Genomic DNA, 14,578 nt, shown 5'->3' on the forward strand with positions numbered 1-14,578 from the left:
AATCGACAGCTGTTCCAATTTGTTACTTGCTAAAACAACAATCTTTACGAAAAGAGCCTTATAAAAAGAGAGGCTGACACTTTATATGACCGTCAGCCTCTTGATGTTTGGTATATTATCCTTGAATAAGTGCTTTTACACGAGCAACAACGTTCTCAACTGTAAAGCCATATTCAGCTAAAATGCGACTTTCTGGAGCTGAAGCACCAAACGTATTAATCGCAAGAATATCGCCCTCATCACCAGTGTAACGATCCCACCCTAGTGGAGATGCCATTTCAATTGCTAAACGTTTCTTCACATCTTTAGGAAGAACAGAGCGCTTATATTCTGCAGATTGCTCTTCAAAGCGATTCCATGCAGGCATACTTACAACTGAAGCTTCAATACCATCTTTCGCTAAAACTTCCTGTGCTTCGATTGCAAGACCAACTTCTGATCCTGATGCTAATAGAAGAACATCTGGAGTTTCTTTTGATGCTGGAGAGATAACATATGCTCCTTTTTGTACACCTTCGTATGCAGTGTCCTTCGTACCTTTGATTGTTTTTAGGTTTTGACGAGTTAATACTAGCGCAGTTGGAGTTTTTGTTGATTCAATTGCTGATTTCCAAGCTGCTGCCGTTTCATTTCCATCAGCAGGACGAACAACTGATAGATTTGGCATTGCGCGTAATGATGCAAGCTGCTCGATTGGCTCATGTGTAGGGCCATCTTCACCAACAGCGATACTATCATGTGTAAATACATATGTTACAGGAAGATTCATTAATGCAGCTAAACGGATTGCTGGGCGTAAGTAGTCAGAGAATACGAAGAACGTTCCTCCAAATACATGTAAACCGCCATGTAATGCCATACCATTTAATGCAGCACCCATTGCAAATTCACGTACACCGAACCAAATGTTGCGTCCTGCATAATCTTCACTTGAGAAGTCTCCTGCACCGTTAATTGTTGTTTTGTTAGAACCAGCTAAGTCAGCTGAACCGCCAAAGAATGATGGAAGATTTTTTGCAATTCCATTTAATACTTCACCAGAAGATGCACGAGAAGCTAGGCTTGAACCTTCTTCATATACTGGAATGTCTTTATCCCAGCCTTCTGGAAGCTCACCGCTGATTGCTGTTTTCAATTGTGCTGCAAGTTCTGGGTACTCTTTTCCATAAGCAGCAAGTAAATCATTCCACTCGTTTTCTTTCGTTGATCCTGCTTCTTTTACTGTTTTGTTAAAGTGATCATATACTTCACTTGGTACGTGGAAATCTTCTTCAAATGTCCAGTTATACGCTTCTTTAGTTAATTTAATTTCATCTGCACCAAGTGGCGAACCATGTGAAGCAGATTTTCCAGCTTTATTAGGTGAACCGTAACCAATTGTTGTTCTTACTTCAATTAAAGTAGGACGGTCTAAATCTTGTTTCGCTTGTTCAATTGCATTTGAAATTTCGTTCAAGTCATTTCCGTCTTCAACACGGATTACTTGCCAGCCTTGTGCTGTAAAACGTTGTTCTACATTTTCAGAGAATGATTTGTGTAAATCACCATCTAAAGAAATATCATTTGAATCATAAAGGACAACAAGACGTCCTAATTTTAAATGTGCTGCTAATGAAGCTGCTTCAGAAGAAATACCTTCCATTAAGTCACCATCACCACAGATTGCATATGTGAAGTGATCAACAACATTATATGATGGTTTGTTGTATGTTTCAGCTAAATGACGTTCAGCCATTGCCATACCAACTGCCATTGCGATACCTTGACCAAGTGGACCTGTCGTTGCATCTACACCTGCAGTATGACCAAACTCTGGATGTCCAGGAGTTTTACTTCCCCATTGTCTGAATGATTTTAAATCATCCATTGATAGATCATAACCAGTTAAGTGAAGTAAGCTGTATAGAAGCATTGAACCATGTCCTGCAGAAAGAACGAATCGGTCACGGTTAAACCAGCTTGGGTTTGATGGGTTTACATTCATGAACTTTGTCCATAAAGTGTATGCCATTGGAGCTGCACCCATTGGCATTCCTGGATGTCCTGAATTTGCTTTTTCAATTGCATCAATAGATAGTGTACGGATTGTTTCAATTGATAATTTTTCTAATTGTGTTAATTCACTCATTTTGTTATTCCCTCCGAAAATATTTATTTTCATAAGAAAAGCGCAAGCGACTAGTTAAAGCCCTGACAGGTGTAAGATGCATAGAAAGAGAAAGTTTTTTTTCTTCAATTCCTGTGCGGGCTATGACCCCAGGGTGCTAGGCTGCTTGTGCTAGACATTAAAACAAAACTTGCCTTCACTATAACCTCATGTAAGTATTTAGCTGCATTTAAGCGGGTTCTGTCGCGTTACATTTTAACAATACTTGACCGTCTTGTATAACGAAATGCCCTGAAGACTGATCAGATAAACTCCAATCAAGAACAGCTGCTTTTAATTGATTGGCAATTAATCTGTCTAATGCAGTTGGATATGGTCCTCCTAATTGTGATTCATCAATCTCGACAAATCTCCAATCAAGATCAAATCCAGTAAAATGTCCTTCTAATTGTTTCGGATCTACTCCCTCGTTCATCAATAAGAAAGTATAACCTTGTTCGACGATTTCTTCCTCTTTTACATGTTGCTTAATATGTTCAATTTCTTCCACACTAGCTGTTGACACAATTTCAGCTTCAACTGCCAGCGCTGAATTTACTACTAACTTCGAAGTCCCATTTCCGGGAATTTGCACACAAAAGACTCTGACTTTACCATAGTTCAATGAACTTGCAGTATCTCTTACACTCTCAATGTTTTCAACAATCGAGTTTAATGCTGTATCATAGCCTAATGTAAGCTGTGAACCTTTTACATCATTAAAAATACTAACAGGAACTTGTAAAAGTTTCCCTGATAGATGTTCGCTGTTAACGACACTTCCACCTAATAAGATCACCTTATCAAGAGTTGATAATTGATCCGCTATTTGTAAAGCATTCTCGTTCCAATATTGAACAGGAACACTTCTTACCACATAGCTATTTGAGCCTAATGTTGCTGCCAGGCTCTTTTTCGTTAATTCTTTTAATTCTATATCTTTAGTTGTTCTATTGCATTCGATCCCATATACAGTATTCTCTTGAATGGATAGTCCTTCTATAAGGGTACGAACGATCTGGGCTGTACCAGCTGTAGCCCAACCAAAATGAACGACACCTATTTTCATGTACGTAACCCCCTTACAAAGAAATTTCGTTCATCACCCGATGAACATTTGTCACAATGATTAGTATACATGAAAAAAAGGAAAAGATAAATACATAAAAGTACTAATTGTAAAAAAAATTGAAAGACTTTTCTAAAAATTTTTTAAACGATATTTCAAGGAAAAGACAAAATTTTTCTATTGTAAGAAATCAAAAAAGACCATTACATGTTAGTAGTGGTCGTCTTTATTTAATATAAACATAAACATGAATAACATACGTTTATACCATCGGGAAACTGATAATAAATGATGTACTCTCTTGATTAGATTCACAGTGAATGGTGCCTTTATGCTTTTCGATCAGTGTTTTACATACATAAAGCCCTATTCCAGTCCCTAAACTTTTTGTCGTATAAAAAGGTTCAAAAATAGCTTCTTTCATTTCTTCAGGTATTTCGGGACCATTATTCGAAATCGTAAACACAATTGATTGCTGTTTTTCCTCGCAAGTAATCACTAACTCTCGATTCGATGATTTATGTTTTAATGCATCAATTGAGTTTAATATAATATTGACTAATACTTGCTTCACTTCATCTTTTACTGCAATGATTTTACTTGCTGACTGTATGTTCGTGATTACATCTACATCCCCATCAACAATGCTTGGATATAGAAATGAGAGAATTTCTGTAAACAATTCTTCAATATCAAGCTCTTCTTCGTTCTTATCGACAACGTCCAGTTTAGAAGCATGAAGGAATTGAGTAATTCGAAACTTTAATTGATCCAATTCATGCTCAATCGTTTCCATATATTTCAATGAGGGGTTTTCCATTTTTAACAGCTTTATAAAGCCAATTACTGATGTTAGAGGATTTCTAAATTCATGAACAAAACTAGAGGACATTTGACCGAGCAGGGATAATCGATCCTTGTGAGATTGATTAATAAACAACACTTTTTCTTTTAATTCCATATCTTTTAACTCCGTGTATCTCGTAACGGCATGATAGCAGTAACGATCAAAATGATTGTTAATCACATCGATGATTGGCTGCAAGTCCGTAATCGATATTCCAGATTTGATTACATATTTTATTACCGTACTCCGTCCTAAATTCACATTGTAAACAAATTCACCAATATTGCTATTACTAAGGACCCGTTCTTTTGCAACCTTATAAGCAAACTCTTTTACAGTCTCATCTGCTACAGGTTCCATAATTGCCTTTTTAATTAACACGTACATATGGAATCCGTTACCTTCTATATGCTCCTTAAACATATCTTTTTCATGAATGAAAATACTTTTATGCCAGGCTTTTAAAAAATCTTTTTCATTACTTTCTAAATACTGAATTAATTTCTTTTTCGTAGCAATTATTGATCCAGATGTTGAATCCAAGCTATCACCACTTTCACTATTACAAACTTTTTTTAAATAATTTGACAAAAAGCAAGAAAAACCTTCTTTATCTCTAATAAAAGTATCTTTTGGAGATGGCTTTTTTGTTTTACCCTACTAGACTTTAATAGATCTTTAAAAAGATAAAAATGGTAATTGATACCAATCATCAAATTCACTGCAAGCAAAAAAAAGGTCTTCCCTAAACTCGTGCTAACCCTTATTGATCAAGCAAACCGTATTTTTTTCTGAAGCGCTGTAAAATCTTAACCCAGCTGTTTGCAAAAACGATGAGGAAAAAGACGTTCGAAAAAGCATGAGCTAAATCGAAATAAAGGCTTGCCCCATAATAAGCAACGATTTCAGCCATCCCAACCCGTTCACCTAAACTGACAAAATACCATAGATTCATGACCCATCCAAAAAGAATTCCAGCCATAAATCCAAAAATAAGCCTGCCGATTGTATGCTTCATTAGCCATGTATGCCTCAATAGTCCTGCAGTTAAACCGATCATTCCCCATGCATACATTTGCCAAGGGGTCCACGGCCCTTGGCCTAAAAATAAATTTGACACTAAAGCAGCTAGTGCCCCGACGACAAAACCGCTTTCTGCTCCAAATGCAATTCCCGTGACGATGATCACAAAGGTTGTTGGCTGCACACTTGGAATCGATGCAAAGGGCACCCGACTTACAGCTGCAATCGCCGCCAAAACCGCCAGCATCACAAGCTCTCTTCCAGCTACCTTTCGACGCTCAAAGCGAATCATAAAAGGAAGAAAGGTACATGAGATAATGAGGAAACTTACAAGGACATACTGTTGGGAAGAAATCAGAGGCTCTACAATAAGAATTAAACTTATGAATGCCGCAATAACTAATAGGATTACCCGTGAACGCGCCAAATTTTCCGAGCCTCCTCAACTGTTAAGACATCAGGAATATCGCTTCCTCTTGTCATTCGATTGATTACTGTTGTATAAAACGCATTCCCTTGAAAAAAGCTTTTTGATGGAGCCTCGATTGTTATTGAGCCTTGGAACATCATGGCACATCTTGTTGAATACTTGGCTGCAAACTCAATATCATGAGTAACCATTACGATTGTTAACCCTTTTTCCTGCAATGATTTGAGTAACTCTCCAAATCGGTATTTTGCTTCAGGATCAAGCCCTTTAGTAGGTTCATCAACTAATAATAGCTTCGGCTTTGGAAGCAGTACTCCTGCAAGTGCAGCCTTTTGCATTTCGCCGCCGCTAACATCATATGGATGTCGATTCTTTACGTTTTCTAGTTGTAAAACCGTCAATAGTTCATTCATTCGCTCTTCCCCAGATTGGAGATGGTGAAAGTCAATGATACTCTCAAGTTCATCTTTTATCGTATCTTGGATAAAGAACAACTTTGGATTTTGCGGAAGATAGCCGATTTCTGATGGCATTTGCCTCTTTACTTTTCTCCCTTTATAAAAGACAGTGCCGCGTTGTGACTGTTCAAGACCTGCCATAATCTTTAATAATGTTGACTTTCCAGTTCCATTGGCCCCAACGATTGAAAGCCATTCTCCTTCAAAAACGGTTAAGGAAAGTCCGTTCAATATCAGGTTCTTGTCCTTTGAATATTGAAAATCAATTTGTTTTAGCTTCATTAATTCACTCTGATCATTTACCCTTTGCTCGAATGTCCCTCTACTTTCTATACGACGATTTTTAAGCCAGTTCTTCCCTTCCTTCACCGATAATGGGATGTCCTGAACATGTTTATTTGTTGTGTTTTCAAGGTAAAGCAAGGCAGGACTAGGTAAGTAGTGGTACATGGGATGATTTGCATTTTGTCCAAGTGTAAATATAACCTGTTTAGGATGGTCAAATGACACAATTTCTCCCTTGTCCAATACAATCGCTCGATCCGCAATCCCAAACAACTCCTCTAATCGATGCTCTGCGATGATAACGGTTATCCCGAATTCTTCATTCATCGTCTGAAGCATGCTAATAAATTCTCGAGCTGCGACAGGATCTAATTGTGCGGTAGGCTCATCAAGCAACAGGATTTTAGGCTCAAGCAATAGCACAGAAGCTAAATTTACTAATTGCTTTTGACCTCCAGAAAGTTCATGTGTTTTTCTGTTAAGTAATCCCTCTAAACCGAAGAAATGAACGATTTCTGCAACTCGCTTCCTCATTTCCTCTGTTGAGGCACCCATATTTTCCATCCCAAATATTAGTTCTTCTAATACATTCTCCATAACGATTTGATTTTCAGGATCTTGAAACACCATCCCAATATCTTTTGCAATCTTCTCTGGATGTGCACTAGCTAGTGATCGGTCTTCAAGAAAGAACTCACCTGAAAAGCTGCCATGCGGGGCAATTTCTCGCTTCATCAATCTTAATAGTGTTGACTTTCCACTACCAGAAGGACCGCAAAGAACAATAAATTCCCCCTGTTCAACTGTAAAAGAAACTTCATGTATCACCTTTTGCTTTTCTTCAGGATATGCAAAGCTTATCTGCCTTGCTTCCAAAAATGCCATCGTAACTCCTCCCTTCCTTCAATCATTACTGGTGCACCTATAAAGAAGGTATAAATCATCAAATAAAACCATTCTCTACCTTGAATCGCCATTGTTTCTAAAATAGGGTAGATACTTAATACACCATCACCTAACCACCAGCCAACTATTCCAATGGCTCCAATAATGATCATAAAAAAACTCGCCAGCCAATCTTTCATCTGCCATTTATATGGCGTATATTTACTGCGTTTCTTTAGCCCATACCCTCTTGCAGCCATTGAATCAGCTGTTTGAATGGCTTCTTCAAGTGACCATGTTAACAAGATTTGGACGAAATTAATGCCATTTTTAACACGATCCTTTACTTTCCCTTCTATTACAGAAAGTCCTTTTCCTTTTTGGACGGTTTCTATTTCTCTTAATCTTCTTCTTAACAATGGAACAAATCTCATGGAAAGCATTACAAGTAATGCCCATTGTGGCAGCCATCTTGAAAATAAATATAAAAATTTATCAGCAGTGATGACAAGATTATAAGAAGTAAATAAAACCATAATCGTAAAAATAGATAATGCTGAAATCATCCCGCCATAAATTGCTTCGAGCATAATCGGGTTGTTGTAAAAATAAAACAATATATGTGTACCGCGATGATTTACGAATGGATTAACGATGAGAAAAAAGCAGGATAGGATGAGTAACATGAGCAACCAGCTTCTTAAGGTTTTTCCTCTATCTAATTGAAAATTAAATAGAATAAGAAAAAGTCCCCCAACAAGCAAAAACACCGGATGCTTATAAAGCATAACCAGTGCTGTTGCTCCTACGTAATATAAAAAGCTGACAAAAGGATGGTACGAATGAATGCCTCTTGTCATTATTTGCTATCCTCTTTGTAATTTGTCGTGTAGATCCATTGTATCGTATCGCCATTTTTCACTTCAATCACATCTGAACTTCTACCTATAGTTATACCATTTCTCTTTGCTGTCCAGCCGCTTAAAGGCCCGCGGTCAAATTCAAATAGATTCGCAATTCCTTCCACATAAGCAGTGGATCCATTTCCCGTTACACTAATCGGTATTCCTTTTTGCTTTAAAATCGATTGCGTAACATCTAAAACAGTATTTCCAGCTGTAATTTCTACCTTTGTTGACGAGAGGATCGTTCCTTTTTCAGAATCACCTATAACTGCAATGGTAACCGTTTCTTTTATTTCTTTTTTCTTTGGTGGCTGGGTTTGTGGCTCCTTCGGTTTTTCTGCTTCTTTTTCTACAGGTTTCTGTGCTGGTATAGATTTCGTTACCGTGCTGGATTGTGATTTTGAAGTAGTAGTTGTTTGATTCGTTTCTTTTTCTACAGGTTTTGCCGCTGATTGAGTAGTTGTATGATTTGCAGGCTTATTTTCGATTGTACGATTAGTCGATGGTGCATCCGTTTTTTCTTCATTTTCTGTCTTTTCACTTGTATCATTGGTATTTTTTTCGCTGCTTGTCGAATTTACTGTTGTAGACTGAACCGTACTTGCTGCATCTTTTGATTGCGCTTTCTCATTTTCTTGCTCTTCAGACGTATTCTTTTTTTCTTGCTCAGTTTGTTTGTCAGCTGTGGCTTGATCTGTTGTTGTCTCTTCTTTTTTTGCTGTCTCTGCAGCTGGTACGACTTCATCTTTTTCACATGCGGTTAAGAACAATAATGACGCGATAAAAGCGATGAGCATGATGTTAAACTTCTTCATCTTATACCTCCTATCCTACTAATATCCTTCTTTTATTTGGATTCTCATAACATATGCTATATCAAGAAAACGAGGGTGACTTTAACATAAAGAATAAGCATCCCTCCAACATGAACAATCGTATTGATTGGTTGAAAGAAATGAAATTCTTTTTTGTCCGTCATCCTCATTTCGTTTATGCTTTATTCATGTTTCGTCGCTTTTGATAAACAAAGACAACTAAACCGATTATTACTAGAATGCCGCCTGCTGCTAATAAATTAAAATGTGATGTTGCTGTATTTGGCAAGCGGTGTGTTTCAGTTGTTGTCGATTGCTGTTCTTTGTTGGTTTCAGTATTTATTTTGTTATCACTGTTTGTATTGTTAACTGAATCTGCTTGTTCTTCCTCTTGTGTTGTGTTGTTATCCGTATCAACTTTCACTTCATCTGATTTATCATCTTCTGCCGGAGTTACAGGTGGTGCTGGTGTAGAGCCATTGTCAACAAGCGGAAGTGAGTATAAAGAACCTTCACCGTTCAAAAACAATTGATAGGCAACAATACCACGATATGCTTGGTCAGTTGAAAATACATCACTCGTGTCTCCCCCTTGCCAATCAAATCCACCATCAACATTTTGGAAAGTTAACAGATAATCGATTAAACTGCCTTCATCATTTGTAAATGCTTCACTATTCGCATCAATTGCTAAAGCTGAAAGTCCAATGATGATTTGCGCTGCCGTAGAACTATTATCTATTTTATTTGTTTGAAACTGATTAGATAAGTAGCTTGTAGCTAAATCGATGGCTGCCTTCACGTCACTTTCAGTTTTGTAAGGAGCAAGAGCAGTTATTACCATCGCTGTTGTATCACTATCACTTGTTGAATCACCACTCCATGACCAGCCACCATCTTCGTTTTGATTCTCCATTAAATAACCAACTAGTTCTTCACGGGACCAATTTGCATTTTCAGGTATGTCGAATTCAGCACTATCTAAGGCAATCAAAGCATTTGCTACACCATTTAATCCTTGCTTTGTGACATTTCCGTTATAAATTTTTTCAACTAGATTATAGCCTTCAATATTTGTTGGATTCCCACCAGCCGCTAAAACACCTAATGTTAATCGCTCATAATCTGTAATTTTTGAGAAACTTCCATCTTTGTCTTTAATTTGCTTTTTAAGGTTTTCAAAGTAGTTTGCTGGCAAGGTTTTCCCTGCTTGTTTAATAGCAATTGCCTGCCAATCACCAAATTCGTTTTGTAGCACATATTCTGTAGCATTAATAATCGAATTTGTTAATGTTGCTTCATCAAATGGCTTAGCCGATGAAAGGTCTTCAGGTTGTTCCACTTCTTCTTCTTTCGGTTCTTCTTCAGGTGTTTCCCAAGATTCATATTGTAAAGAGATTTCATCACCATTCTGAAGTTGATAATCAGAGACACCTTTTTGTGCTTGCTCACCGTTTATGTAGAAAGCCCAATAATAAGTTCCTTCTGCTTTTAAACCATCGATACTATCGATCATTGCACCAAAATCATAGGTGGTGTAAGTCATTTTTTCAGGACCTAAAACTACTTTTAATAAATCAAATGCTGTTGGCTGATCAATAAAAGAGATCGTTGAAGGATTTAGGATCATGTCATTTTCTTCATTACCGATAACCTTTAGTGAAACACTTGAGTCTGTTAGATTTGTCCAATCAACATAACGAAAACTTATTTTATCTCCATTTTGAACCTTATAGTTGTCAGCACCAACTTGTGCCGATACACCATTAATGTAAAATGCCCAGTAGAACGTTTCGTCTTCTGCCGGCGTTAAACCATTAATTCCTGTAATCATTTTCCCTGATGGATAATCAACATACTCGACATTTTCCGCTCCAACCGAGTTAACGAGAACGTCAAATGCTGTTGTATCTTCCTCATAGATATAACTCGTCTCTTCAAGAATATTTTCGCCATTGCCTACAATCGTAATTGTACCTTCTTGTGTGACCTCCTCAGCAGCAAAGGTAACAGGCTGAAAAGTCCCTACTGATAAAGTACATATGATTATAACAGCAAAAAATAAATTTCTTACTTTCTTTAAAATCACTCTTCCTTCTCTCCCATCTAATATGTAAACTTAACCATAAAAAAAACCCCTTATGAGGAGTTAGATCAGATCATTAAGAAGTAGACGTCAAGAATATGTCGAATCCCTCTTAACACCCTCCTATCCTCGTAGTACAAGGTGTAATAAAAACAGGCAGGTCTCCTGACTCATGATCAACGCTTCTTTACAACCTTCCCATTACAGTGGTTACAATGTAAAAAGCTCTCATTTACAGTGGCGGGACCGCGCCGGATTTTCACCGGTCCTCCCTTTTCATGATAGCTTTATATAAGTCTATCAACCTATTTTTACCGTATTTATGCTGATTTAATAATAGTCTAGTATAAAATAAGTGTCAACAACAGGTCATAAGTTGAGTAGCAGAGACATCAGCAACAAACCTCAGACAAGGTTATATCTAACAATAAAAAGCATTACTTGGCTTCTTGTTGTTTAGCCAAATAATGCTTTCTGGTTTTTCGATTACTTTGTTTCACGATGTAATGTACGCTTTTTCAAACGTGGACAATACTTCATCAATTCGATTCTCTCTGGATTATTTCGTTTATTCTTAGTAGTTATATAATTTCGATCCCCTGTTTCTGTACATGCTAATGTTATCGTTACTCTCATTTTTTTATTCCTCCTATAATAATATAGATGTTTCTCAATTTAAACTGCTGCTGTAAAGGCTGGTAGTGGATCAACAAAGGTTGACCAATCTTGATTCATCTCATCATTTGTTAATAGACATTGATCAAGGGAATCCACTATTTCTTGATGATTCATCTCAATCCCAATCATTACGAGTTCTGTTATCCGGTCTCCATGCAGCTCATCCCATTTCCTTAATAAATCAGGCTCTTCCTTTAGAATCTCTTGCTGTTCTTTCTTCGAATATGTTGCAATCCATTCACCTGCTCCTTGAATCATAATCGAAGGACCAGCTTGCGATAGCAGACCAACCATATTATTTCGTGAAGCTAACCAAAAGAACCCCTTTGCACGCACAACATCTACCGGCCAATTCTCAAGCCACTCCATCAATCTTTGCGGATGGAACGGACGTCTGCGTTTGAAAACAAATGATGTAATACCATACTCTTCTGTTTCAGGAATATGTTCAGTCATAAGCTCCTTGATCCATCCTGCTGCCTGACTTGCTTTTTCAAAATCAAACAAATGTGTATCCAATATGTCAGATAGATTCACCTTAGAATAGATACTTTCTATCACTTTCGCTTCAGGATTTAATTTCTGAATAACAGCATTTAATTCCTCAATATCTTCCCGATCAACTAAATCTGCTTTATTTAAGACAATGATATTGGCAAATTCAATCTGATCAATTAATAAGTCAACAACCTCTCTCGTATCCGTTTCATCAGTTGCCTGCTTACGATCCAAAAGTGTTTCACCAGAAGAAAAATCATGCCAAAAGCGATTGGCATCAACTACCGTTACCATTGCATCTAATTCACAAAGCTCTGACAGATTAATTCCTAGCTCATCGTCAACATATGTAAAGGTTTGGGCAACAGGAACGGGCTCTGAAATACCAGTTGATTCGATGACTAGATAGTCAATATCCCCTTGCTTAACTAGTTTTTCAACTTCAAAAATTAAATCCTCTCGTAATGTGCAGCAAATACAGCCATTTTGCAGTTCAACCAGCTTTTCCTCTGTCCGTGAAAATCCGCCTTGCTTGATGAGTGTGGCATCGATATTCACCTCACTCATATCATTCACAATGACAGCGACCCGTTTATTTTCTTTGTTCGCTAAAATATGATTTAATAACGTTGTTTTTCCTGATCCTAAATATCCGCTTAATACTGTTACTGGGACTTTTTTATTCATTCAATCTTCTCCCTCTTACAAAACGATACCATTACGATTTATAAGTGATACGAATTAGTAACACCTTAACATCTAAACAACTGCTCTCATTGTCATCAAATGGTTTATTTCTTAATTCGTAATTATTACGTTTTATATCGTATAATATTTCGTCTGAAAAAGCAACTCTATAAAGATAATTAAATATTTATTCGTCTATCAGTTTCTCTCTCATTCCTTTTACCTTCTAATTATTCCATCTACAGTGAAAAAAATCGGGAGAGATAATAGATTTTATGTTTCAATTTAAAAAACTTTGGGAATTAAAAAGGTATAGATTACGTAAAAAAGGACTGACACATAATAGTCAGCCCTATCTACTATTTTATAAATTAATACGTACTACACGTCCGTTAAACTTACTTCCCCAATAACCGCTAGACATATTTGCAATTGCTACACCTGTTGAGCTTTGAGAACCGATGAATTTTCCGCCACCGACATAGATTCCAACATGTCCGTCTTTTTTGTACGTATCAAAGAAGACAAGATCTCCCGGTTGCATATTGCTAGATGAAACTTGTGTACCTGCGTGCTTTAATGAATCTGTATTTCCACTTAATTGTACACCAACTGTTGAAAATGCCCAAATAACAAATCCTGAACAGTCAAATCTACCATTTGCGATATCTGATGCACTTCTACCGCCACCAAAGACATAAACAGAGTTACCGAAATACTTATAACCTGCTCTAATTAAGTCATTAACAGTACCATTAGAATTTACTGGTGTTGATGCTACTGTTTTTTTGTTGCTAGTACTGCTTTTTTTACTGCTTGTACTAGAATTAGAACTTGAGCTTGAAGAATCGACATTATCACCGCTTGTTAATTCAACATCAGCAGATTGTGAAGCTTGTTGTGAAATACTTTGTTCAATACTAGCCTCTTCTGAAGCAAGATTACTATCTTTTCGCTGTAAACTTGCTTTTGCAGCTATTGTTGCAGTTTCATCATTTTTAAGCTGTTCTTTCAACTCATCATTGTTTGCTTTTTGTTCAAGAACTTGAGCATTCATACCTTCTAATTCTGTTTTCAGATTTGTTAGATCAGCAAGCTTTTTCACTTTAGCAGCTTGCGTTTCTTTTAAAGATTTTTGATCTGCCTCATGCTGTTGTAAAAGTTCTCTATCTGCTTCGACAATTTTCCCGACTGCGATTGCGCGGTTTACAAAATCACTGAAACTAGAAGAACCAACTAATACATCAAAATAGTCAACATTTCCACCACTATGTTGGTAGGAAATAGCACGTTGTTTTAAGATTTCTGTTCTATTTTTAATTGTCTCTTCTAAAACTGCGATTTCTTCTTCCATTTTACTAATCTCTGCATTAGCGGCAGCAATTTCTTTTTCTGTTTGTGCCATTTTTTTGTTGTTTTCTGCAATAGCTTGATCAACGCGTTTGATTTGCGCATTTAAATGATTAATTTCTTCTTGAATCTTCTTTAAATCTTGATCTGCATTTGCAATATTTTCTTGAACTTCTGAACGCTGCTGCTGAACTTCTGATAAACTCGAACTTGATTCAGCATTTGCTGAAGGAATAGCAAATGTACTGCCTAAACCGATCATGACTGCTAAATTCATAACTATTAGTTTCTTTTTTGACATTCTCTTCCCCTGCTTTCGATTCTCATTCAAATTCTATTTCTATGTATCTAGTAATATTCTTTTATCATCAATTTGTAATACTTTAGACTTATTCAGCCACAATTAGTAGTATATC

The 14,578-nt window shown here is 36.9% G+C and carries 11 protein-coding genes and 1 riboswitch; all 11 genes read right to left on the reverse strand.

Annotation, left to right across the window (positions count from 1 at the left end; genetic code table 11):
- Window positions 1-115: 115 nt before the first annotated feature.
- The 11 genes from tkt to GMB29_RS23505 all read right to left on the reverse strand — a co-directional run bounded on the left by tkt (window position 116) and on the right by GMB29_RS23505 (window position 14,463).
- Window positions 116-2,128 carry a transketolase gene (tkt, locus tag GMB29_RS23455; RefSeq protein WP_136352505.1) on the reverse strand — a complete coding sequence of 671 codons (2,013 nt, stop codon included), beginning with the start codon at window positions 2,126-2,128 and terminating at the stop codon, window positions 116-118.
- A 208-nt stretch (window positions 2,129-2,336) separates the two neighbouring features.
- The gene (locus GMB29_RS23460; RefSeq protein ID WP_136352504.1) at window positions 2,337-3,215 is read right to left on the reverse strand and encodes a 6-phosphofructokinase; all 879 of its coding nucleotides are present in this window, start codon (window positions 3,213-3,215) and stop codon (window positions 2,337-2,339) included.
- A 262-nt stretch (window positions 3,216-3,477) separates the two neighbouring features.
- Complete coding sequence (locus tag GMB29_RS23465) at window positions 3,478-4,605, reverse strand: histidine kinase N-terminal domain-containing protein (protein ID WP_227551421.1); 1,128 nt, start codon at window positions 4,603-4,605, stop codon at window positions 3,478-3,480.
- 220 nt (window positions 4,606-4,825) lie between these two features.
- Window positions 4,826-5,512: an ECF transporter S component gene (locus GMB29_RS23470; RefSeq protein ID WP_136352503.1), complete on the reverse strand. Its 687-nt coding sequence runs from the start codon at window positions 5,510-5,512 to the stop codon at window positions 4,826-4,828.
- Window positions 5,494-7,143 carry an ABC transporter ATP-binding protein gene (locus GMB29_RS23475; protein ID WP_136352502.1) on the reverse strand — a complete coding sequence of 550 codons (1,650 nt, stop codon included), beginning with the start codon at window positions 7,141-7,143 and terminating at the stop codon, window positions 5,494-5,496. The genes GMB29_RS23470 and GMB29_RS23475 overlap by 19 nt, the downstream gene beginning before the upstream one ends.
- A complete protein-coding gene (locus GMB29_RS23480; protein WP_136352501.1) occupies window positions 7,116-8,003 on the reverse strand; it encodes an energy-coupling factor transporter transmembrane component T in 888 nt (295 codons plus the stop codon). The genes GMB29_RS23475 and GMB29_RS23480 overlap by 28 nt, the downstream gene beginning before the upstream one ends.
- Window positions 8,003-8,863 (reverse strand): DUF4430 domain-containing protein, encoded by an 861-nt coding sequence (locus GMB29_RS23485; RefSeq protein ID WP_136352500.1) that lies wholly within the window; start codon window positions 8,861-8,863, stop codon window positions 8,003-8,005. Before GMB29_RS23485 ends, GMB29_RS23480 begins: the two co-directional genes overlap by 1 nt.
- Window positions 8,864-9,038: 175 nt before the next feature.
- Window positions 9,039-10,952: a DUF4430 domain-containing protein gene (locus GMB29_RS23490; RefSeq protein WP_136352499.1), complete on the reverse strand. Its 1,914-nt coding sequence runs from the start codon at window positions 10,950-10,952 to the stop codon at window positions 9,039-9,041.
- Between the two features lie 135 nt (window positions 10,953-11,087).
- Window positions 11,088-11,273: riboswitch (cobalamin riboswitch) on the reverse strand.
- Between the two features lie 162 nt (window positions 11,274-11,435).
- Window positions 11,436-11,585: a 50S ribosomal protein L33 gene (gene rpmG / locus GMB29_RS23495; protein WP_136352498.1), complete on the reverse strand. Its 150-nt coding sequence runs from the start codon at window positions 11,583-11,585 to the stop codon at window positions 11,436-11,438.
- A 39-nt stretch (window positions 11,586-11,624) separates the two neighbouring features.
- The gene (locus GMB29_RS23500; RefSeq protein ID WP_136352497.1) at window positions 11,625-12,812 is read right to left on the reverse strand and encodes a GTP-binding protein; all 1,188 of its coding nucleotides are present in this window, start codon (window positions 12,810-12,812) and stop codon (window positions 11,625-11,627) included.
- A 364-nt stretch (window positions 12,813-13,176) separates the two neighbouring features.
- On the reverse strand, window positions 13,177-14,463 hold the full coding sequence (locus GMB29_RS23505) for a C40 family peptidase (protein ID WP_136352496.1): 1,287 nt from the start codon (window positions 14,461-14,463) through the stop codon (window positions 13,177-13,179).
- Between the last annotated feature and the right edge of the window lie 115 nt (window positions 14,464-14,578).

This window comes from Metabacillus sediminilitoris (assembly GCF_009720625.1).
GTDB classification, from domain to species: Bacteria; Bacillota; Bacilli; order Bacillales; family Bacillaceae; genus Metabacillus; species Metabacillus sediminilitoris.